This is a genomic window from Flavobacterium nitrogenifigens (assembly GCF_003254565.1).
GTDB classification, from domain to species: Bacteria; Bacteroidota; Bacteroidia; order Flavobacteriales; family Flavobacteriaceae; genus Flavobacterium; species Flavobacterium nitrogenifigens.
On record NZ_QJRI01000147.1, the window covers coordinates 1 to 21,360 of the forward strand.

The 21,360-nt window shown below is 34.2% G+C and carries 19 protein-coding genes; 13 read left to right on the forward strand and 6 right to left on the reverse strand.

Going from position 1 to position 21,360, the window contains the following annotated elements:
• Window positions 1-417 precede the first annotated feature (417 nt).
• Both DM397_RS00975 and DM397_RS00980 read right to left on the reverse strand, forming a co-directional pair.
• Window positions 418-1,131 carry an AAA family ATPase gene (locus DM397_RS00975; protein ID WP_111375773.1) on the reverse strand — a complete coding sequence of 238 codons (714 nt, stop codon included), beginning with the start codon at window positions 1,129-1,131 and terminating at the stop codon, window positions 418-420.
• Window positions 1,132-1,160: 29 nt separating this feature from the next.
• Complete coding sequence (locus DM397_RS00980; protein ID WP_111375774.1) at window positions 1,161-1,892, reverse strand: YggS family pyridoxal phosphate-dependent enzyme; 732 nt, start codon at window positions 1,890-1,892, stop codon at window positions 1,161-1,163.
• A gap of 155 nt (window positions 1,893-2,047) precedes the next feature.
• On the opposite strand from DM397_RS00980, the gene DM397_RS00985 reads away from it, so the two are divergent.
• A complete protein-coding gene (locus DM397_RS00985) occupies window positions 2,048-2,311 on the forward strand; it encodes a DUF2024 family protein (protein WP_111375775.1) in 264 nt (87 codons plus the stop codon).
• A 443-nt stretch (window positions 2,312-2,754) separates the two neighbouring features.
• On the opposite strand, the gene pdxR is transcribed toward DM397_RS00985, so the two are convergent.
• A complete protein-coding gene (pdxR, locus tag DM397_RS00990; protein WP_111375776.1) occupies window positions 2,755-4,170 on the reverse strand; it encodes a MocR-like pyridoxine biosynthesis transcription factor PdxR in 1,416 nt (471 codons plus the stop codon).
• Window positions 4,171-4,374: 204 nt separating this feature from the next.
• On the opposite strand from pdxR, the gene DM397_RS00995 reads away from it, so the two are divergent.
• Window positions 4,375-4,965: a murein L,D-transpeptidase catalytic domain-containing protein gene (locus DM397_RS00995; RefSeq protein ID WP_111375777.1), complete on the forward strand. Its 591-nt coding sequence runs from the start codon at window positions 4,375-4,377 to the stop codon at window positions 4,963-4,965.
• A 158-nt stretch (window positions 4,966-5,123) separates the two neighbouring features.
• Here DM397_RS00995 and DM397_RS01000 read toward each other — a convergent pair whose 3' ends face one another.
• Both DM397_RS01000 and DM397_RS24205 read right to left on the reverse strand, forming a co-directional pair.
• A complete protein-coding gene (locus tag DM397_RS01000) occupies window positions 5,124-5,411 on the reverse strand; it encodes a DUF1810 family protein (RefSeq protein WP_394364552.1) in 288 nt (95 codons plus the stop codon).
• Window positions 5,404-5,616, reverse strand: a complete 213-nt coding sequence (locus tag DM397_RS24205) for a DUF1810 family protein (RefSeq protein WP_394364551.1) — start codon at window positions 5,614-5,616, stop codon at window positions 5,404-5,406. Before DM397_RS24205 ends, DM397_RS01000 begins: the two co-directional genes overlap by 8 nt.
• 299 nt (window positions 5,617-5,915) lie before the next feature.
• On the opposite strand from DM397_RS24205, the gene DM397_RS01005 reads away from it, so the two are divergent.
• The 11 genes from DM397_RS01005 (at window position 5,916) to metQ (ending at window position 18,669) form a co-directional block, all read left to right on the forward strand.
• Entirely contained in the window at window positions 5,916-6,320 is a 405-nt protein-coding gene (locus DM397_RS01005; protein ID WP_111363002.1) for a hypothetical protein, read from the forward strand.
• Between the two features lie 102 nt (window positions 6,321-6,422).
• A complete protein-coding gene (locus tag DM397_RS01010; RefSeq protein ID WP_111375778.1) occupies window positions 6,423-8,078 on the forward strand; it encodes a peptidase domain-containing ABC transporter in 1,656 nt (551 codons plus the stop codon).
• Between the two features lie 2 nt (window positions 8,079-8,080).
• Window positions 8,081-9,433, forward strand: a complete 1,353-nt coding sequence (locus DM397_RS01015) for an HlyD family secretion protein (RefSeq protein WP_111375779.1) — start codon at window positions 8,081-8,083, stop codon at window positions 9,431-9,433.
• A 1-nt stretch (window position 9,434) separates the two neighbouring features.
• Entirely contained in the window at window positions 9,435-10,832 is a 1,398-nt protein-coding gene (locus DM397_RS01020) for a TolC family protein (protein WP_111375788.1), read from the forward strand.
• A gap of 458 nt (window positions 10,833-11,290) precedes the next feature.
• Window positions 11,291-12,094, forward strand: a complete 804-nt coding sequence (locus tag DM397_RS01025) for a DUF2490 domain-containing protein (protein ID WP_111375780.1) — start codon at window positions 11,291-11,293, stop codon at window positions 12,092-12,094.
• 87 nt (window positions 12,095-12,181) lie between these two features.
• Window positions 12,182-13,303: an N-acetylglucosamine-6-phosphate deacetylase gene (nagA, locus tag DM397_RS01030; protein ID WP_111375781.1), complete on the forward strand. Its 1,122-nt coding sequence runs from the start codon at window positions 12,182-12,184 to the stop codon at window positions 13,301-13,303.
• 156 nt (window positions 13,304-13,459) lie between these two features.
• The gene (locus tag DM397_RS01035) at window positions 13,460-14,674 is read left to right on the forward strand and encodes a hypothetical protein (protein WP_111375782.1); all 1,215 of its coding nucleotides are present in this window, start codon (window positions 13,460-13,462) and stop codon (window positions 14,672-14,674) included.
• Window positions 14,675-14,688: 14 nt separating this feature from the next.
• The gene (locus tag DM397_RS01040) at window positions 14,689-15,693 is read left to right on the forward strand and encodes an NHL repeat-containing protein (protein WP_239457762.1); all 1,005 of its coding nucleotides are present in this window, start codon (window positions 14,689-14,691) and stop codon (window positions 15,691-15,693) included.
• Window positions 15,694-16,074: 381 nt separating this feature from the next.
• Window positions 16,075-17,106 (forward strand): methionine ABC transporter ATP-binding protein MetN, encoded by a 1,032-nt coding sequence (metN, locus tag DM397_RS01045; protein ID WP_111375784.1) that lies wholly within the window; start codon window positions 16,075-16,077, stop codon window positions 17,104-17,106.
• The gene (locus DM397_RS01050) at window positions 17,099-17,752 is read left to right on the forward strand and encodes a methionine ABC transporter permease MetI (RefSeq protein ID WP_111375785.1); all 654 of its coding nucleotides are present in this window, start codon (window positions 17,099-17,101) and stop codon (window positions 17,750-17,752) included. The genes metN and DM397_RS01050 overlap by 8 nt, the downstream gene beginning before the upstream one ends.
• 104 nt (window positions 17,753-17,856) lie before the next feature.
• The gene (metQ, locus tag DM397_RS01055) at window positions 17,857-18,669 is read left to right on the forward strand and encodes a methionine ABC transporter substrate-binding lipoprotein MetQ (protein ID WP_111375786.1); all 813 of its coding nucleotides are present in this window, start codon (window positions 17,857-17,859) and stop codon (window positions 18,667-18,669) included.
• A gap of 384 nt (window positions 18,670-19,053) precedes the next feature.
• Here the strand turns inward: metQ and DM397_RS01060 are convergent, their stop codons facing one another.
• The gene (locus DM397_RS01060; RefSeq protein ID WP_111375787.1) at window positions 19,054-20,541 is read right to left on the reverse strand and encodes an aminotransferase-like domain-containing protein; all 1,488 of its coding nucleotides are present in this window, start codon (window positions 20,539-20,541) and stop codon (window positions 19,054-19,056) included.
• Between the last annotated feature and the right edge of the window lie 819 nt (window positions 20,542-21,360).

The following is a 21,360-nucleotide window of genomic DNA, read 5'->3' on the forward strand; positions in this document are numbered from 1 at the left end:
TCCGTAGGAACGTTTGATATGTGATATTATTAAAAAACGATGTTAAAATCAAACGTTCCTACGGAATGTAAAACAATGGCATCGATCTAAATTTCTACCGATGAAATGTTCCTACGGAATATTTTCCATCGAAGATTTGAACTCTTGTGTGTTTTAAAATAGCATTTTCATTCCGTAGGAATGTCGAATAAAAATTTACAATGGAGGTTTACGTTCCATAGGAACGTCTCATCGGTAGAAAACAAATGGTGATCATCCAATTACGTTCCGTAGGAACGTTTGATATGTGATATTATTAAAAAACGATGTTAAAATCAAACGTTCTTACGGAACGTAAAACAATGGTGTCGATCTAAATTTCTACCGATGAAATGTTCCTACGGAACAAATAAATGAAACGTGAAATTGCGTCGAATTTTATACATTTTTATTTGAATCCAATGCCGCAATAATCTGCTTTTTCATGGTCGTATTGATATAATCTAAAGCCTCAGCATAAGAAATAGCATAACGTCTTTCTATATTTTGGAAATGCTCTGGAAAACTGCCTAAAATTTTATCATAATAAATATTGAGCTGCTTTTCTGAAGGCATTTCATATTTCAAGCGAAGCTGAAATCTTCGCAATAAAGCACTATCAATTATTTCGTAATGGTTGGTGGCACAAATCAATAAACTATCAGCAGGGAAATAATCAAAAAGCTGAATGATGGTATTGACCAAACGTCTCATTTCGCCCACATCTTTATCATCGCTGTCTCGGCTTTTTCCAATCTGGTCAAATTCGTCTAAAAATAATACCGCTCTTTCTCTAATGGCTTTATCAAAAATGGCTTTCAGATTTTTAGAAGTTTCACCAATTCTAGAATCGACAACAGTGCTGAGGTTTACAATAATAATGTTTTTGCCTAAGGTATTGGCAATTGCTTTTGCCGTTGTCGTTTTACCGCAGCCAGAACTTCCGTGAAGTAAAATTTTATTGTCAACCTTAAGATTGTATTTTTTTAATTCTTCAATATATTGATGTTCTTTGATAATCTGAAGCAAAGTGGCTTTATTTTCATCACTAAAAAATAAATCGTCTAAAGCAATTTTTTCAGTATCAATTACGGTAAGATCATTCAGGTTCATCTGCTTATTATTTGCTGCAAAATTAAGTTTTATTCTGCAATGTTTTCGTTCCAGATTTCTTTTCCTAAAAAGCGGTTTCCGAATATCGAAGTGCCAACTCGCACCATATTAGAACCTTCGGCAATGGCAAGTTCCAAATCTTGAGACATTCCCATAGAAAGCTTTAAATCGGTTAGCCCTTCAATTCCTTCCCAGTAAATTTCATCGCGAATAGTTCGTAAAAGTCTGAGAGACGGAATCATTTTCTCTTTTTCCACATCTAATAAACCAATTGTCATTAAACCTTTAATATTTAAGGTTTCGTATGATTTTATTTTTTTAATGAAAGATAAAACGTCTTCTGGTGGTAAACCAAATTTGCTTTCTTCGTAAGAGGTGTTGACTTGCACAAAAACATCTAATTTTCTATTCTGGTTCTGGAGCTGTTTATGCAATTCATCAGCCAGATTTATTCTGTCCAAAGATTGAATGCAAGTAACGTATTTCAGTACATCCTTCACTTTATTGGTTTGAAGATGTCCAATAAAATGGCGTTCGACTGGAAGATTTTGCAAAATATCGTTTTTATCTCGCAATTCTTGCATTTTGTTTTCTCCCATTAAAGTTTCTCCGGCTTCAATCGCGATTCGAATTTTTTCTGCGGGAATCGTTTTGGTTGCCAATAAAAGTTGAACATCAGCAGGATTTCTGCTGGCAATTTTGCAAGCATTTTCAATGCGTTGATGGACTTTAATTAAATTAAAAATTATATCGTTTTTCATACTGCAAAACTATGTCTAAACCATAAATTCTTACTGGACCAGTATGTTTCAAAAAATGAAAAAACTGGATGATTTGACACCACGAAAACCAATATAAATTTGCATAGATAAAAACTTAGAACCTTAGTAACTTAGAATCTTAGCACCTTAAAAAAATGAAAATAGCAGTTTGGGATACTTATGTAACCCGCAAAGACGGAAAAATTATGCACTTTGATATTTTGGTAGATGAAAATATTAATGATGCAGAACAAGTATATGAATATGGTAAAATATACTTGAAAAGTGTAGCGCAGGAAGGACAGACTTTATCTTCTAAAGAATGTCGTTTTTGCCACATTGATAAAGCGCCAATTGAGGTTGAAAATCAGATTCGGGCAAATGGATTTTCTATTATTGAAATGGAAAATTGTAATTAACTTGTTGTTAAGTTAATTAAACGCAGATAAAACAGATTCGCTATCGCGAAAACGCTGATTAACGCAGATTTTAAAATCAGTTTTTTTTCCGCGTCTTTGCGATAGCAAATCCTTAAAATCCGCGTCTAATTTTGGTTTGTTTTTGTGCAGTTAATTTTTGCAATTAAATTAATTGAACGCAGATAAAACAGATTCGCTATCGCGAAAATGCTGATTAACGCAGATTTTAAAATCAGTTTTTTTCCGTGTCTTTGCGATAGCAAATCAGTAAAATCTGCGTCTAGTTTTGGTTTGTTTTTATGCAGTTAATTTTTGTAGTTTAGAATAATAGAACGCAGATAAAACAGATTCGCTATCGAGAAAACGCTGATTCACGCAGATTTTTAAAATCAGGTTTTTTCCGCGTCTTTGCGATAGCAAATCCTTAAAATCCGCGTCTAATTTTAGTTAAATAATTTAGCAATCGCTTTAATTCCTTCTTCCATTTGTTTTTCTGAGAGAGAAGCGTAACCCAGACGAAAACCTCTAATGGGTTCATCAAAACTAAAACGGCTTGGACTCATAATCTGAATGCCTTGAGATTTTAGCTTTTCAAAAATGTCTAAAACGTCAATTTCTTCTTTGGGAACAATCCAAAAAGCAAGTCCGCCTTCGGGTTTTGTAAAAGTGATTTTATCTTTAAGATGTTGATTTAGCAAGCTTTCAAAATAGTCTCTTTTACTTTTGTAAACCAAATTGGCTTTTTTAAGATGACGCTTTATTTTGCCTTCGTTGATGAGGTTTAAAATTGCTTCTTCCATAATATTATCTCCTTGAACATCGATTATTTTTCTATGATTTCCGATCTTCTGGATATTTTCATGAGAACTTGCTAAATATCCTATACGAAGCGCTGGTGCAACAATTTTGCTGAAGGTGCCAATATAAATATAGTTTTTCAAAGCCGAATAGCTCGAAATAGGAAGTATTGGGCGCTGTCCAAAATGAAATTCATTATCATAATCATCTTCAATAATCGTAAAATTGTATTGATTAGAAAGTTCAATCAGTTTTAGTCTCTTTTTTAGAGAAAGCGTTACCGTTGTCGGAAACTGGTGATGAGGCGTAACATAAATCGCTTTTATATTTGAATATTTCTGAAGATATTTCTCGACTTGATCGATATCCAATCCGTCCGAATTAACATTTACAGGAAGTAACGTTGCACCCGCATTTTCAAAAGCTTCCCAAGCAGGTTTGTAGCCTGGATTTTCGACCAAAACAAAATCTCCCGTTTTTAAAATACAGTGCGAAGCGAGATACATTGCCATTTGGCTTCCGCGTGTAATACAGATTTGATCTTGCGAAATACTCATACCGCGTTTGAAGTTCAGCATTTGAGCAATAGATTTTCTAAACTCTAAATTTCCCAGTTCGCTGCTATAACCCATAATCTGCCAGCGCGATTTTCGGCTGAACAATTCTCGATACGCTCTTGCCAGATCATTCATTGGTGCAAGACGGCTGTCGGGAAGCCCGTCATCAAAAACTAAAAAACTTTTAGGTTCTTCAATAACAATTTTCGGATCTATTTTATTTTGCGATGAATGATGAATTGATGGAAGAGAATCGGTTACAAACGTCCCCTTTCGGTCAATCGTTATGAGCCAGCCTTCAGCAATCAAAACATCCAACGCTTCTACCACCGTATTTCGATTTACTTTCAATAACTCGGCAAGCTGTCTGCTGCCTGGAAGTGCATTTCCGCTTACGAGTTTTCCAGTTTTTATAGCATCAATTACAGCATCGGCAATCTGCAGGTAAATGGCTTTATCTGATTTTTTATCAAGCTGAATTTCTAAAGGCCAAGGGCGAAGCATCTGGACTGTTTGTTATTGGTAAAATGAGTTTTTTTAGTAGTCCAAAATTAACTTTTTTTAACGAAAAAACAATATGCTGTTTTGCTGAAAAAAAAATCTTATTTTATTGTTTTTTAGACTTTTACGAAACATTTTTTTAGAATTCTCATTTTAATTTTGCGTCATCAAATAATTGATTTTTAATGTTTTAATAATGAGAAATTTATGAAAATAGTAAATATGATGCTGCTTATAGTAAACTGTATTTTTGGCAATCCAAAACCAAATGATAAAACAGAAATGAATTTAGATGCGGAACGTTTTAATCAACAGCTTGAAAACGTAAAAGCAATGATTGCTTCTGGAACTTATAATTCAAAAATTGCATTTTTTATTGATATGAAAATTAAGTCGGGCAAAAACAGATTCTTTGTTTATGATTTGGAAAACAATACTATTATTGATGAAGGTTTAGTGGCAAATGGTTCGGGTTCAGAAACGGCTATCAGGGGAGAATTAAAATTTAGCAACATACCTAACTCAAAATGTACTTCGCTTGGACGTTATTCGATAGGGAAATCTTATAGAGGGATTTTTGGTAAAGCTTATGTTTTAAAAGGATTGGATAATACTAACAATAATGCGACAAAGAGAATGATTGTATTACATTCGTATTCTGCAGTTCCAGAAGGAGAACAAGATCATTATATTGCGCTTAGTCAAGGTTGTCCAATGGTAAGCGAAGCGTTTTTTAAAAGACTAGAAAAAATAATTGATAGTTCGAAATCGAATATAATTATGAATGTTTATTATTAGTTGGAAAGAACGTTTTCTATTTTTTTTGTAAAAGTTATAATGTACTGAAATACGTCAAAAAAACAGGAGGCCAGTTATAAAATTACGAAAAGTAAAAAAATCAGAAAAGCGGCTATCACAAAATGTGATAGCCGCTTTTTTACATATTTCTTTGTTCGTTAGGAACATTTCATCGGTAGAAAATTTAAAGTCAGCTGATCCAAATGCCCAAAGAAAAAAGTATCTAAAACCTGCTGGAATACAGGATGCGCATTTTCTACCTGAACAAATAGACTCATAGAAGAATGCAGTTTTTTGGCGCCTAAATCTCCCAGAATTCCTTCAGCTGATTTTTTGTTTAAAGTCAATAAAAGTTTCGAAATCTCAATTAAATGTTTTGACAAAATCGGATGATTTAAGAATTCTGTTGCTTCTTTTAAATCGGCTACCGCATAATAATCAGAAATAGTGCTTTTTTCCTAAACCTTTAATCTGCGGAAAAATGAACCACATCCAGTGCGTTTCTTTTTTGCCTTTTTTAATTTCAGAAAGAGCAGTCAAATACAATTTGTTTTGTGCGTCTAAAAATCGCATCAAATCATTCTTAGCGTAGATCATGTTTTGATTCTGTATTAAATCGTTTATATATGGAGTTTCTTTAATAGGTAACACGGTTTCACTACTTTAATATTCTTTGTCAAAATTTTCGAACATCAAAAGTAAAACACCCATTTTAGTAGAAGTTATAGAATTGCAGTTGGTCGTTACATAATTCCGATAGCGGTGTAAGAATGCCTTGTTAATATAATTCTAAAGTTTTGAATCATTCTAAATTCTAATGTTATTTTAATGTTCTAAAAAAAAATAGGCTCTAACTTGCGCCCTCATAAAAATTACAGTAAATGCCTTAAATCATTGACATTTTGATTCAAAAAAGATGTGATTTAATTAAACTTTTAGCCTTTTAGAGTATGTTGAACAAAATTAAAAATAGCTTTTTATGTAAATGCCTTCAGGCGTTACTAGTCGGCTATTTTCTAATTAGCAGTTTAAACATTTCTAATAGTGTTGGCAGAATCTTAAGCGATAATGCTGAAACTTATACGGTAAAAGGCATTACGTGTAATTTCCTGAAAAAAATCTTTAAATGTGATGGAGTTCCAGAAGAATTGGAAGACTACAAAACAAAAGATACCAAAACAGCTAAATTGGCAAAAGGAATTCCTTTAATGGAATATTTAGTTTCATCAGAATCACTGATGCCTAATTTTTATTTTTTAATAGAATCAGAAGGGAAAAAGTACATTGATAATACAATCTTCTCGTTTGGTTTTCATGGTAAAATAGACATACCGCCTCCTCGGTTGAATTCGTAAATACTTGTTTTTTTAAGGATTAGGATGAGAATCTTAATCCATATCTGCGGTTTTTGCCGTATATTTATTCTATGTAATAATCTTGTATTTATACTTAAATTCATGACACCATTCAAACGATTTTACAACTTATTGCAGCTAGATAAGCGCGATGTGTATCAAATTATCTTCTATGCTGCGTTTGCAGGGTTAGTAAATCTTTCTCTGCCTTTGGGAATCCAAGCCATTATTAATTTTATTCAAAGCGGACAGCTGAGCGTCTCGTGGATCGTTCTCGTGATTCTGGTTACGGTTGGCGTAGGTTTTGGCGGAGTGCTGAACATTTTACAGCTTCGTATTGTAGAGAATCTGCAGCAGCGAATTTTTGTTCGTTCTTCATTTGAATTTGCTTATAGGATGCCCTTAATCAAATTTAAAGAAATGTACTCGGAGTATGCTCCAGAAAAAGCCAATCGCTTTTTTGATACGCTGATGGTACAGAAAGGAACAGCAAAATTGTTGCTAGATTTCTGTACAGCTTTCCTACAGGTTGGTCTGGGAATCATTTTATTGGTGCTTTACCATTCTTTCTTCATGGTAATCGGACTCCTTTTTATTGTCATATTATATGTCATTTTTAAATTTTCGTACAAAGACGGTTTAGAAACCAGTTTGAACGAATCGAAATTTAAATATAAGGTTGCAGCATGGCTTCAGGAAATTGCGAGAAATAGAGAAAGCTTTCGCAGAAAAGGAGCTTTTGAATACGCTTTGGAAAGAAATGACGGCTATGTAACCAATTATGTCAATTACCGTGAAAAGCACTTTCAGGTAATGAAGAAACAATACATTCAGCTTACTATTTTTAAAGTAATTGTTACTGCTGCCTTATTATCGATCGGTGGTTTTCTGGTAATTCACCACCAAATGAACATAGGGCAGTTCGTAGCAGCTGAGATTGTAATTGTATTATTGATCAATTCGGTAGAAAAAATCATCTTCGGATTGGAATCTTTCTATGATGTATTGACGTCTGTTGAAAAAATAGGGCAGGTGACCGATATGGAAATTTCGTGCATTCCGCAGACTTCAGACAAAACTGAAAAAGGAATCAATATCGAAACCGAAAGTATCAGCTACATTTATCCAAAACACAATAAAAAATCGCTTAAGAATATTAATCTGAAAATTTCTCAGGGAGAGAAAATCATTCTTACAGGAACAAATGGTGCAGGAAAAAGTACCTTGTTACGACTTCTTTCGGGTGTATTAGAACCAGAAAGCGGCGCCATGTATGTGACTGATAATTATATGAATCGTCTTAATGAAGATACATATAGAGCACAAGCAGGAACATATTTGCAGGGCGATACACTTTTTGCAGGAACCATTCGCGAGAATATTGTTTTTGGAAATGAAGAATTAAATAGTGATGATTTAAAATGGGCTTTAGATAATGTTGGACTGACACCATACATTAAAACTTTCGAAAACGGATTGGAGAATCAAATCCATCCCGGAGGTCGTGAACTTTCTGCTTCTGATGTTCAAAAAATTCTTTTGGCCAGAAGTATTGTGGGTAAACCAAATATCTTATTCTTGGAAGATCCAGTCGATAAAATGGACGAAATTACTTCGAGTAAAATTGTTGATTTTTTACTTTCTGAAGAAAACGACTGGACTGTTATTGTAACTTCTAAAAATGATATTTGGAAAAGCAAATGCAGTCGTATGATTACGATTGATGACGGAAAAATTATTAACGACATAAAGCTTTAATCATGCTCAACCTATCTAAAGATAACAACGTACTTATAACGCCGGGCAAATACAAATCGATTACAAGCGTTGCCCGAAGACCTCATTACGAAATTTTAAACAAAGTCATAATCGGATTTTTGCTTTTTGGTGTTGCCTGTCTTTTTCTGCCTTGGACACAGAATATTTCGGGAACGGGTTCTGTTACCACTTTAAAACCAGATCAAAGACCGCAAACGGTTCATAATGCGATTGCCGGACGTATTGAAAAATGGTTTGTAAAAGAAGGAGATTATGTAAAAAAAGGTGATACGATTCTTTACATTTCTGAGATCAAAGAAGATTACTTGGATCCTAATTTGGTTGACAATACCAAACAGCAGGTAGATGCCAAGAAAATGGCGGCAGAATCGTATGGAGATAAAGTAAACTCTCTTGATGTTCAGGCACAATCGCTTAATACGGAAAGGCAATTGAAATTGCAGCAAGCGCAAAATAAAATTCGCCAGTCACAGCTTAAAATAAAAAGTGACAGTATGGATTTGGTTGCGGTAAAAACACAGCTTCGAATTGCAAAAACGCAATTTGACCGTTCGACTGCTTTGAATAAAGAAGGTTTAAAACCAATGACAGATGTCGAGCAGAAAAGATTAAAATTGCAAGAGTCAGAAGCGTATGTGATTACACAGGAAAATAAATTATTGAGCAGTAAAAACGAATTGATAAATGCAAAAGTAGAAATCAATAGAATTACGGCTGAATATGCTGAGAAAATATCAAAATCGAGAAGCGATAAGTTTACTGCTTTAAGCACGCAATACGATACAGAAGCTCAGGTTAACAAACTAGAAAACCAATATACTAATTACAGACTTAGAAATGGTTTGTATTACATTACAGCGCCACAAAGCGGTTATGTAAACCGTGCTTTATTGGCTGGTCTTGGAGAAACAATTAAAGAAGGAACTCCTGTAGTAAGCATCATGCCATCTAAATATGATATTGCGGTAGAAACGTATGTAGATCCAATCGATTTGCCTTTGGTGCATAAAGGTGCAAAAGTTCGCGTTTGGTTTGATGGTTGGCCTAGAATCGTATTTTCTGGATGGCCAGGATTGTCTTATGGAACTTACGGGGGTAAAGTTGTAGCCATAGAGAATTTTATTAGTCCAAACGGAAAATACAGAATTCTGGTTTCGCCAGATGGACAAGATCGCCATTGGCCAAAAGAGTTGAGTATTGGTGCTGGTGCACAGAGTATTGCATTGTTGGAAACCGTTTCGGTATGGTATGAGATTTGGCGAAACTTAAATGGTTTTCCGCCAAACTATTATAATTCAGGGGAAAAAGAAGAAAAAGGAAAGGAGAAAAAGTAAAATGAGAAATCTTGTAAAATTGTTTTCTTTCTTATTTCTATTGAGTTTTTCTACACTGCAGAGCCAGAATTTTAATCAAGAGGAACTTACTTTTATCGAGTATTTGGGATATGTAAAAAAATACCATCCTTTGGTAAAACAAGCCAATCTTGAAGTCACAAATGCTCAGGCAAAATTGATGCTGGCTCGAGGCGGATTTGATCCAAAAATTGAAGTAGATTATAATAAGAAAGAATTTAAAGGCACAGAATATTATTCGCTATTAAACAGCAGTTTCAAAATTCCGACTTGGTACGGGATTGAAGTTAAAGCTGGTTTTGACGATGCAGAAGGGCAATATCTTAACCCGCAAAATAAAACGCCAGAAGCAGGTTTGACTTCTTTGGGAGTTAGTGTGGCTCTTGGTCAGGGAATGTTTATTAACCAAAGAATGGCCGATGTTAGAGAAGGAAAACTTAATGTAAAACTAAGTGATGCTCAAAGAAAATTAAGAGCGATCGAAGTATTGTATCAGGCAAGTGAAGCTTATTTTGAATGGAGAAAAAGCTACAACGAAGCCGAATTGTATAAAAATTATCTAGGTTTTGCCAGCACTCGTTTTGAAGGTGTTAAAAAACTAATCGCTGCTGGAGATGCACCAGCAATTGATAGCGTTGAAGCTAAAATTACAGTGCGAAATAGAGAATTGAACGTTGAAAATGGAAACTTAAAACTGGCAAAAGCAAAATTGAAACTGGCTAATTTTTTATGGATAGAAAATGTTCCAGTTGAATTGGGAGATTTGGTGAAACCAGAGCAAAATCTAATTCAGACTATAGAAGAAACTCTAAAGACAGATGCCATGATGGTCGATGTGGAATCGTTAGATTCGCACCCAAAAATTCAATCTCTAGAAACTAAAATGGATATTCTAGAAGTTAATAGACAATTAAAAGCCAATTCGTTGCTTCCAAAGATTAATGTAGGTTACAACTATATTTCAGAACCCAATTATTGGAATAATTTCAATGCTGATGATTATAAGTTTAATATCGATTTCAGTTTCCCGATTTTCTTAAGAAAAGAACGCGGAAGCTTGAAAATGGCAAAACTGAAAATTCAGGATATGCAGTTTGATATTGGACAACAGCGCTTGGAACTTAAAAATAAAATTAAAGCGCAGCAGACTGAAATAGCTTCGTTAAGGAAACAAAAAGTCGTTATCGACAATTTGGTAAAAGATTATATGACAATGCTGAATTCAGAAGAGAAACTATTTTCTTTTGGGGAAAGTTCGATTTTCTTAATCAATTCAAGAGAAAACAATTTGGTTAGCGCAAAATTATCGCAAATAAGTTTAGAGAATCAGTTTTATCTGTCGAATGCCGAATTGTACAAAATATTGGCCAATCCAGATTAATAAATTTCGATGGATAATTGGATAGTTGAAATTTATAGGAATCTAATATGTCGCTCCTCTGGAGCTTCTGAATTAGGGAGCATAGATTTTAGCTATAAATATTTCGCTCTTACAGAGCTGTAAAAAGTCCCAGCAGGACTATATATAAGTACTCCCAGTGGGACAAAATATTTATAGAAATGTATGTTTGATCTATAAAATAGCCCCAGAGGGGCGAAATATCAGGTGTACACAAAAATAACAGTCAGCTTTGTACCTGTCTGCTTTATTAGTTTTCAGAATTTGAGTTTAAAAAAGCTTTAGATGTTTGTCTAAAGCTTTTTTGTTTTGAAAAAATGTTTGAAAAAGCGGTTTCATATTATAACATGAAACCGCTTTTTTAAAACACGAAATGCTTCTTTCTTTAAATTTGATTGACTTTCCTATTTCGAAGCCCTGTAATTTAATATTTGACCGTTATGAGTTTATTAAAAAGAAGTTTCCTTATATTCTGTTGCGTCATCCTTTCTCAGGTTTTAGAAGCCCAAGACGCTCCTTATACAATGGGATTTATTCCGGCATCTATAAGCGAAGTTGACGTTGCATTTCCTCTGATAGAAAAATGGCATTTAAGCGGTCAGGCAGATATGCAGCTCGTTACACAAGGCGCTTACACAAACGGCAATCCTTTTGAATATACACAGCGAAAAGTAATAAGACCTTGGATTGTTTATTCTGGTTTAAAAAATATGAAGCTTTGGCTAGGATATGCACACAATCAGAAATATGCAATAGAAGAAGCGGGAAATTACAAAACTTTAGAAAACAGGCTTATCGTTATGGGAACCTATACTCAGGAAATGCCAAAAGGATCTCTTTTTGAACAAGTGCGATTTGAAACCAAGTTTTTTGATGACAGAAACGGCAATCACCAGACAATACCTAGAATAAGAGCCCGTTTTGGAGTCAATCATTATTTGAGACAAAGCAAAGAAAAACCAATTTTTCTAGCGCCTAATATTGGATATTATACCGAATTGATGCTAAAATTTGCCTCTAAAGATTATGCCGATGAACATTTTGATATTTTCAGGTTATCGGTTTATTATACTGCTGGAATTACACCAAACATTCATTTCTTAGCGGGAGTAATCGGTCAGATGCAGTTGCGAACAAACGGAACTCAATTTGATGTTTACTACGGGCCAATGGTTTCATTAAAATATAGCGTAAAACCAAAAGAACGCGAAACATTTGATAGTGTCGATGGCGGTGCAGATTAACCAAATTATTTCTCGTGATTTTAAAAGAGTTTATTTTGCTTAAAGCTTATAATATTTAACTTTGGAATGTTATAAGAAATAAACAAAATGAAACAAGCGATTATAAATGCTGTCGTACACACAGGGGAAGAAATAATAGAAAATGGAGTCGTGGTTGTAGAAAACGGAACTATTATTTCGGTGCAGAAAGAAATTCCAAACGATGTCGAGACAATTGATTTAAAAGGAAATCATCTTTCGGCAGGATTTATAGATATTCAAATTAATGGTGGGGAAAAATATTACTTCAGCCAGACTCCCAATGAAGAAACCATCCAGGATATTTACGATGCCAGTATAAAATATGGCACAACGCATGTTTTACCTTGTTTGATATCTTCATCAAGAGAAACCATTCTAGAAGGAATTGAAGCGGTTCGCAATTACATGAAAAAATATCAGAATGGCGTAATCGGAATGCATTTAGAAGGGCCATTTTTAAATCCGCAAAGACGTGGAGCACATAGCATCGATCAGGTTAGGAAACCGACTGATGAAGAATTGGAAGAAATTATCAGCAAAGGAAAAGACGTTATCAAAGTCATTACGATAGCTCCAGAATGTTTTACAGAAAAACAATTAAATATGCTGATTGAAAGCGGTATCACAATTTCAATCGGGCATTCGACAATATCACATAAAGAAGCACAGCCATATTTCGCAAAAGGAATCAATCTTGTAACACATTTATTCAATGCCATGACGCAGTTTGGGCATCGTGAGCCAGGACTGGTGGGAGCAGTTTTTGAAAACGAAGAAGTTTATGCTCCAGTAATTTTAGATGGTGTGCATTGTGATTATGCTGCTGCTAAAATTGCATATAAGTTAAAACAAGAAAAATTCTTCTTAATCAGTGATGCTACATTTTTAGGACGAAAAGTAGCCAATTTTAAATGGGATAATTTTGATGCTCATTTAGTAGACGGCTTTTACAGAAACGAAGACGGAAATCTTGCGGGAGCATCAATCTCAATGACAGAAGCTGTACAAAATGCTTATAATCATCTACATGTTTCTGCCGATGAAGCAATAAAAATGGCAACCACAAGAGTTGCCGCTGCAATTGGCATGAAAGAAAAAGTAGGAAAAATCAAGATAGGTTTTCCTGCAAATTTTGTACAATTTGATTCTGATTTAGCTACAATCAAAACTTTAGATTTTAGGGAATAGAAACTTTAAAACCTGACCTTTAAGTATAGTGGGAGTTTATTAAAAAAATATTTTCAGTAAACTTTTGATTGGTATTTTTCTTGCAATTTGCTTGTATATACAAAGTATGTTTATAGTTTTGCACGGATATTTAACCCCAAACCTACTGACATACTGATGAGAAAAAACACTCACTTTTTTGTATTTACCCTATTGGCAAGTATTTTTTTGGGCTGTAGTGACGATGCAGATTCGTACAAGCCGAATTATCTGCCAACTATAGATGCCACAACTTTACCTGCAGAAAATAAACCTATGACTATGTTTGAAGATGACGAAAGTCCTTCAAAAATGTATGACAAAACCGACCGTTGGTTTAGAGTAAATGAACCGCTTCAGGTTATTCAGAAAGGAAAAGATTCTGTACAGATTTCTTTGTATTCTCCAGTCGGACTTACAAATGTGAAAATCTATGCAAAATTGCCAAACTATGATAAAAAGTTTGTGATTTATACGTTTTCTAAAATCCCAGCTTTTCATCGTTCATTTCATAAACTTCCTTTAACAGAAAAGGCAAATGATTATTTACTAGAAACGGGAAGTACCGTAACGATCGAGAAAATTGAAGGATTTTCTTCGGGAGCCATTCAATTTTCTGTAGAGTCGGATGATCCTTTATTTCAAAAATTCAAAAAGATAAAATCAAATCATTTAGTTCAGTTTCATGATGGATACCATATTAATGAATTAGGTAAATTCCTTCCGATGAATCCTGCTTTAGCAAAAGAAGCAATCACTATGATTATCAATTATTCTTATGCGTTGAGTCATCCGTTGTATTACAGCACATTTACCAATTTTGATAAATACAAACAAGAACAGGCGGCTGCAGCTGGAACTGGAATAAATGGCGCATTAAACTGGCACGGAAATGCCGATGATGTAGATGGTGTTTACGATTATTATTCTAAAGAAGAAATCGAAAAAATATACTGGAATTATCTAGATAAAAGAACGGTTTGGATGGCAATGGTTGGAGGAGATTCTGCTTGGGGCGGAGGAAATCTGGCATCACAATGGGAATCGGGTTACGTAACTGGACATTGGGTTGGAGAAATGTCTGTTTGGTCGCACGAATATTCACATCATATTGGTTTCAGCCACAGCAGTAACTTGGCAAACAGTGGAGAAGGCGGAGGCCAACAGGGAATGCTGACTGATTTTTATAAATATTTAATTCATTTGAATGATCTTCCTTTTACAGATCCTGACGTTTTAAAAACGTATGCGAAAACAAAATATGTAACTGGAACTTATAAAAAACCAGTATTTAAAATAGACCCTAAAAATCCATTTTTAGTCAAATACAAAGGCGAAGGAAAATGGAATTAAAATATAAAACAACGATGAAAAATATTTTGCCCCTGATATTTGCTCTTTGCTTTTTTACCAATTGCAGCAAAGACGACAATGAGACCAAAGATTATAGCTATTATTACCCAACTGATGAAGCTTCGATAACAGCAGAAAATATTCCAGGAAGTACCGAGGCTTTTGATCCAAAAGGAATTGCAGTTGCAAACGAAAAATTATATGTTATTAACGGAAATGTTTTAGAAGTTTTTAATGCTCTGACATTAGCGCATATTAAAACAATTAAAGAATATACAAAAGGAACAACGACAATTCCGTTGACAAGTTTAACTTCGGTTGCTGTTGATAACGGCCGTATTTATGTAGGAAGTACAGAATCTAGATTATTTGTTTTTGATGAAACGACAAATGCTGGAATCAGTACGGTTGGAAATGGACAATGGTGGCAGACTTTTGTGCACGTTTTTGGTGTTGTGGTAAAAGACGGATTGGTGTTTGTAAAAGAGAAAGAAAAAAGCATCAAAGTATTTGAAACTTCTCAAATTACCGAGACAAGCAACTGGAATTTAGAGCCTATTGCAAAACTTAATACTTTAAATGGCTATACAGAAGTATATTCTATGGATGTGTATGGCGGAAATCTTGTGGTTGCAGGAAGAGATGCCAAAAGTTATTTGTATTATGATATTGCAAATATTAAAGCAAATGCTAAAAATTCATTGACAACTCCTATTGAACCAGATAAGATGCCGCTTGTAGACATAAAACCAATTGCAGTTTCTTTCAGTAAAGATTGGGCTGTAACTTCAGAAAATGAAGGAAGCACATCGTATTTGAGATTGTATCCAAAAGAAGAATTTATCAGAAAGAACTACAAAGCGGTTTTAAATGCTTCAGATATTTTTGGCGAGAATAAGTTTGGGACTATTGTAGGAACTGCACAGCTTGATGATCGTATCTTCTTATCAGATAATACCAATAAGAAAATTAGAATCGTAAAACTGAACAAATCAGCAATTTCAGAACAAAATAACTAGGTTTTAAATTTCAATTTTAAAAATTCCAAATTCCAATTCCGAAGTCTCGGAGCAAATTGGAATTTGGGATTTTTTTTTAATTGAAATGAAATTTGGAATTTGGGTTTTAATGATTGGAATTTTAAAATAACCTACTACATTGATAGGGTATTAAAAGTTTTAAGGATTTATAGCTAAAAATTGGAAATAACTATTTAAATTTGCACTCGCTATGAAGAAAGATAACCAGAAAATGAATAATTATTATCGTTACAGCATGATGTGCTGTGCTATTGTAATGGTATTTATTGATCTGGCTTAATATATAAAATGATAAAATTTATTTCAAGAAAGCCTTTCAACTAATTAATGGAAGGCTTTTTTGTTTTTAAACTGTAAAGAATGATTGAATTAAAAAATGTAACCAAAACTTTTCATCAGAAAGACAGAATTGTTGCTGCTTTGTCTGATGTCTCTTTAAAGGTTCCTGAAGGGAAAATTTTTGGTGTAATTGGAACTTCCGGAGCAGGAAAAAGTACGCTGATTCGCTGCGTGAATTTGTTGGAACGACCAACTTCTGGCGAAATTATCGTTGACGGAAAAGCTTTGATGCAGTTATCAAACGCAGAACTGGCGATTGAAAGAAGACAAATCGGGATGATATTTCAGCATTTTAATCTGCTTTCTTCAAGAACAGTTTTCGAAAATGTGGCTTTTCCTTTAGAATTGGCTGGAACTTCAAAAAGCGAAATCAAAACTCGTGTTTTAGAATTATTGCAATTGGTTGGATTGGCAGAAAAAGCCAACGATTATCCGGCAAGCCTTTCAGGAGGTCAGAAGCAAAGAGTTGCTATTGCAAGAACTTTAGCCAATAATCCGAAAGTTTTATTGTGCGATGAAGCGACAAGTGCATTGGATCCTGCAACAACAAGATCGATTTTAAATTTACTGAAAGACATTAACAAACGTCTCAATATTACGGTTCTATTGATCACACACCAAATGGAAGTCGTAAAATCGATTTGTGATGAAGTTGCGGTTATCAGTCACGGAAAATTGATCGAGCAGGGAAGTGTGGGAGAAATTTTCGCCGACCCGAAACATGAATTGACAAGAGAATTTATTTCTTCTTCGCTTCATATTGAAGTTCCATCTGTTTATCAGGATAAATTGCAAAAAGAAGACAACGGAAATCTGAATCCGTTATTGAAATTGGAAATGACAGGAAAATCGGTTAACGAGCCTGTTATCTCAGAAGTTTCAAGACTTTTTGATACCGATTTCAAAATTGTAAGCGCGCAAATGGATCAGGCTGGCGAAGTGAATTTCGGTGTAATGCTGATTGAACTTTCAGGAAAACGCGAAAATTACGATGCTGCCATTCAATATTTTAATTCAAAACACATTAAAACAGAAATAATAGGTTATGTCTGATTCTCTTATAGATTTATTGTTAAAAGGAACATGGGAAACCATTGTTATGACTTTTGTATCGGGCTTTTTCGGTTTTTTGTTAGGACTTCCAACAGGAATTTTATTGTTCTTAACTCGTAAAAATCAGATTCTGGAGCAGCCCGTTTTAAATAGAACATTATCAATCATGGTAAATGTTTTTCGTTCTATTCCATTCATTATTTTAATCGTTTGGATGATTCCGTTTACACGCGCTATAGTTGGAACTTCAATTGGTGTGAGTGCCGCTTTGGTTCCGTTGAGTATTGGTGCGGCGCCATTTATTGCTCGTTTGGTAGAAAATAGTCTGTTAAGCCTTCCTTCAGGATTAATTGAAGCAGCAAGAGCTTTAGGAGCAACTCCTTTGCAAATTGTGTATAAAGTATTGTTGCCAGAAGCTTTACCTTCTTTAATCAATGCAGCTTCAATTACTTTAATCACTCTCGTAGGTTATTCTGCAATGGGCGGAGCTGTCGGTGCAGGCGGTTTAGGACAAGTTGGATACCAGTACGGTTATATTGGTTATGATGCCGTAACAATGAACTCAGTTTTGGCCTTATTGGTCATTTTAGTATTCGTGATTCAGTTTGCGGGAGATAGATTGTCAAAAAGATTTGATCATAGATAAAAGTTAGTCAAAAGTCGAAAGTCAAAAGTCAAAAGTCAAAAGTCAAAAGCTGAAAGTCGAACGTGAAATGTTAGAAGTTTAAAATTTAAAAAGATGTAATTATTATGAAAAGAAATATTTTAAAAATAGCTGGGGTTTTGGCTTTGGCGCTTGTTTTATCCAATTGCGGAAAAAGTAAAAGTAACGATCCTCATTTTATAAAAGTGGGTGTAGCTTCTGGGCCAGAATTGAAAGTGGCTGAAGCGGCTAAAAAAGTGGCAAAAGAAAAATTCGGATTGGAAGTAGAACTGGTTTCTTTCAACGATTATGTTATTCCAAACGAAGCTTTAAGCCAAGGCGATATTGACGCAAATGCTTTTCAGCATAAACCGTATTTAGATGAACAGTCCAAACAAAGAGGCTACAAATTGGCCATTATCGGAAATACATTTGTGTATCCTATTGCTGGTTATTCTAAAAAAATAAAAAGCCTTTCTGAATTAAAAAACGAAAGCACCATTATTATTCCAAATGATCCAACAAATGGCGGACGTTCTTTATTGCTTCTACAGAAAAACGGATTATTGAAGTTGAAAAATGGCGTTGGTTTATTGCCAAAAGTAACAGACATTGTTGGCAATCCTAAAAACTTAAAAATTTTAGAATTGGAAGCGCCTCAATTGCCAAGAGCTTTAGATGATCAAAATGTTTCTATCGCTATTATCAACAATACTTTTGCTTCTGCAGCTGGATTGGTTCCTTCTCGTGATGCTTTATTTATTGAAGATAAAGATTCTCCTTATGTGAATTTGGTGGTAAGCCGTGAAGACAATAAAAATGAAGAAAAAGTAAAACAGTTTTTACAAGCTTTTCAATCTCCAGAAGTAGAAAAAGCTGCTGAACAAGAATTTAAAGGCGGAGCAGTAAAAGGCTGGTAAGAAAACACTATTTACAATTAAAAGATCTCATTTATTGAGGTCTTTTTTTTTGCAAAAAAATATGGGCAAAGAACAGCTGAATATCGCAACCGTTAAAGTCAATTGGGGGTTGATACTTGGTTACTTTTAAATCGAATAATCCAGCTGAATATGCCAATTACACCACTGATAACCCCTGAAATAAGTGTATTGAGTGGCGAAATTGGTACTTCTTTACCCATACTGTTTTGATATTCCATAACAATAGAAGATCAATTATAACGTAAAAATTCAATAAGTTTTTTTGAATTAAAACTCTCTATCAAAGTTACTTTCAACAGCTCTTTTTTGTGTTATAGGATTAACTTTACAATTTATATAATTGTCAGTACTTTAAAGTGTTTGTTATTGTGTGATGATGGCAAGACATTCGCCCAAAATAGAAACCGCTTTTTCCATTTCTTCTTTTTCCAAATTCCCAAATCCTAAGCGTGTAGCAGTAAGATTTTTGGTTTGGTATAAAATGGTTTTGGGTAGAAATAAACCCTGTTTAGAACATTCTTTTTGAAACTGTACTAGATTAAAATGATCCAGCCATTCGACCCAAATTGCCAATCCTCTTGGTGGTATTTTAAATTTGATTTTACCTTTTAGTTTATCATTAAGAATCGAAACAAAATGATCGCGTCGTTCTTTATAGATTTTTTTATTTTTCTTTGAAAGACGATGCACCTCACCTTCGGTAATCCATTCGGTTAAAACCTGTTCTTTTATGACATCAATTCTTGGTTCGAGAATGTTTTGATGTTTTTCGAGTTCTTTGATAAACTCGGCAGGCGCGGCTACAAAACCATAGCTAAATCCTGATGGCAATGATTTTCCGAAAGAGCCAATATAAACCACTTTCTGATTGGAATCAAAAGCGGCCAAAGGCAAAACAGGATTGTTGTCGTAATGAAATTCAAAATCGTAATCGTCTTCCAAAATCACAAATCCGTATTGATTGGCCAATTCCAGAACTTCGATTCTTTTTTTAGCGCTAAGCGAAATAGTCGTTGGATAATGATAATTGGATGTTAAGTATAAAACCCTGATTTTGGTTGTTTCGCAAATTTCTTTTAAACGCTTGGTATCAATTCCGTCTTCATTTACCGGAATAGAAATTATCTGCGCTCCCGTATTGGTTAGCGTCATGTTTGACATATAATATCCCGGCGAGGCAACTACTACTTTATCGCCTGGAGTAATAAGTACTTTTGTAACTAGATACAAAGCGATTTCGTGACTGCTTGCCGTAAGAAGATTTGAAGTCGAAATACGAACTCCGCGGGTAAGATTAAGATAATTAGAAAAATGAGTTTTAAAATTCGAATGCGAACGCAATTCTATCTGTTCGTAGGTTTTAGAGGTTTTTCGTCTTTTTAATTTCGAAACATATAATCTTGCCAAAACATCGGTTTGCACCAAACGTAAATCGGGCATTCCATCATTAAACTGATAGGGAAGATTACTGGTTTCTATTGGACTTTCAAGAATCGTAGAACGCTGAAAATTAAAACCAATATTGTCTGGCGGTATATTTTGTTCTTTCGAAACAGTAAATTCAGCTTTGTTTTTTTGTTTTTGCTGCGATAAAATAAAAGTTCCTTTGTTCGGAAGTGTTTCAATCCAGCCTTGCGATTCTAAGTCCTGAAAAGCTTTGATTAAAGTGTTTCGGTTAACAGAAAGCACTTTGCATAAAATTCTGGTGCCAGGAAGTTTGGTGCCTTCGGGAAGAAAGCCTGTTTGTATGGCTTTGATAAATTCAAAAACAAGCTGCAAATAAATAGCTGTGCTTTCTTCTGGTTTAAGCTGAATAAAGCTTTTAAAAGGAATTTCAACCGGACTATCCATAATTTATAAACTGACACTTTTGTTGGTACGGCAAGATACTGCTTTTCTTAAAATTTTTAGAAAAAAAGAAAAATGATCTTGCAGAAATAAGTGTTAGAACGATGACCAAATCAAACTATTAAGTCCGGCTGAAATTATTTAATTCATGCCGTAGAAATGTTTCATGTATAGAATTAAATTTGAATTGCGGTTATACGTTCCGTAGGAACGTTTGATTTATAAAACAGAATCCTGTTGTATAAAATCAGGTGTTCCTCTGGAACACAATGCAAAATGACATATTCTTTTTCTACCGACCAGATATTCCTACGGAATATTTAAAAATTGAATAAACTAATTACACTTTAAAAATCAGTTTCTTTTTGTAGATTTTCTTTTGCTTAGCTTATGCTAATTACGTTTTGTATATTCTCAGAAACAATTCATTCCGTAGGAATGTTTCGTAGGTAGAATTAAATTTGTATTGCGGTTATTACGTTCCGTAGGAACGTTTGATTTATAAAAGAGAATCCTGTTTATAAAACCAGGTGTTCCTCTGGAACACAATGCAAAATGACATATTTTTTTTCTGCCGACCAGATATTCCTACGGAATATTTAAAAATTGAATAAACTAATGGTCATTAAATTAATCTGTAATTATTCGTGTTTTTGCAAGACGAATCAATTTTAGCAGCGCATAATTTAGCCCAATAGCCTATTTAACTTTAAAAATCAGTTTTTTTTGTAGATTTTCTTTTGCTTAGTTTATGCGAATTACGTTTTGTATATTCTCAGAAACAATTCATTCCGTAGGAATGTTTCGTAGGTAGAATTAAAT

Bases quoted from the DNA above. Each gene is read 5' to 3' on its own strand.
- DM397_RS00975 (WP_111375773.1), bottom strand. From the start codon at position 1,131: ATGAACCTGAATGATCTTACCGTAATTGATACTGAAAAAATTGCTTTA.
- DM397_RS00980 (WP_111375774.1), bottom strand. From the start codon at position 1,892: ATGAAAAACGATATAATTTTTAATTTAATTAAAGTCCATCAACGCATT.
- DM397_RS00985 (WP_111375775.1), top strand. From the start codon at position 2,048: ATGAAAATAGCAGTTTGGGATACTTATGTAACCCGCAAAGACGGAAAA.
- pdxR (WP_111375776.1), bottom strand. From the start codon at position 4,170: ATGCTTCGCCCTTGGCCTTTAGAAATTCAGCTTGATAAAAAATCAGAT.
- DM397_RS00995 (WP_111375777.1), top strand. From the start codon at position 4,375: ATGAAAATAGTAAATATGATGCTGCTTATAGTAAACTGTATTTTTGGC.
- DM397_RS01005 (WP_111363002.1), top strand. From the start codon at position 5,916: ATGTTGAACAAAATTAAAAATAGCTTTTTATGTAAATGCCTTCAGGCG.
- DM397_RS01010 (WP_111375778.1), top strand. From the start codon at position 6,423: ATGACACCATTCAAACGATTTTACAACTTATTGCAGCTAGATAAGCGC.
- DM397_RS01015 (WP_111375779.1), top strand. From the start codon at position 8,081: ATGCTCAACCTATCTAAAGATAACAACGTACTTATAACGCCGGGCAAA.
- DM397_RS01020 (WP_111375788.1), top strand. From the start codon at position 9,435: ATGAGAAATCTTGTAAAATTGTTTTCTTTCTTATTTCTATTGAGTTTT.
- DM397_RS01025 (WP_111375780.1), top strand. From the start codon at position 11,291: ATGAGTTTATTAAAAAGAAGTTTCCTTATATTCTGTTGCGTCATCCTT.
- nagA (WP_111375781.1), top strand. From the start codon at position 12,182: ATGAAACAAGCGATTATAAATGCTGTCGTACACACAGGGGAAGAAATA.
- DM397_RS01035 (WP_111375782.1), top strand. From the start codon at position 13,460: ATGAGAAAAAACACTCACTTTTTTGTATTTACCCTATTGGCAAGTATT.
- DM397_RS01040 (WP_239457762.1), top strand. From the start codon at position 14,689: ATGAAAAATATTTTGCCCCTGATATTTGCTCTTTGCTTTTTTACCAAT.
- metN (WP_111375784.1), top strand. From the start codon at position 16,075: ATGATTGAATTAAAAAATGTAACCAAAACTTTTCATCAGAAAGACAGA.
- DM397_RS01050 (WP_111375785.1), top strand. From the start codon at position 17,099: ATGTCTGATTCTCTTATAGATTTATTGTTAAAAGGAACATGGGAAACC.
- metQ (WP_111375786.1), top strand. From the start codon at position 17,857: ATGAAAAGAAATATTTTAAAAATAGCTGGGGTTTTGGCTTTGGCGCTT.
- DM397_RS01060 (WP_111375787.1), bottom strand. From the start codon at position 20,541: ATGGATAGTCCGGTTGAAATTCCTTTTAAAAGCTTTATTCAGCTTAAA.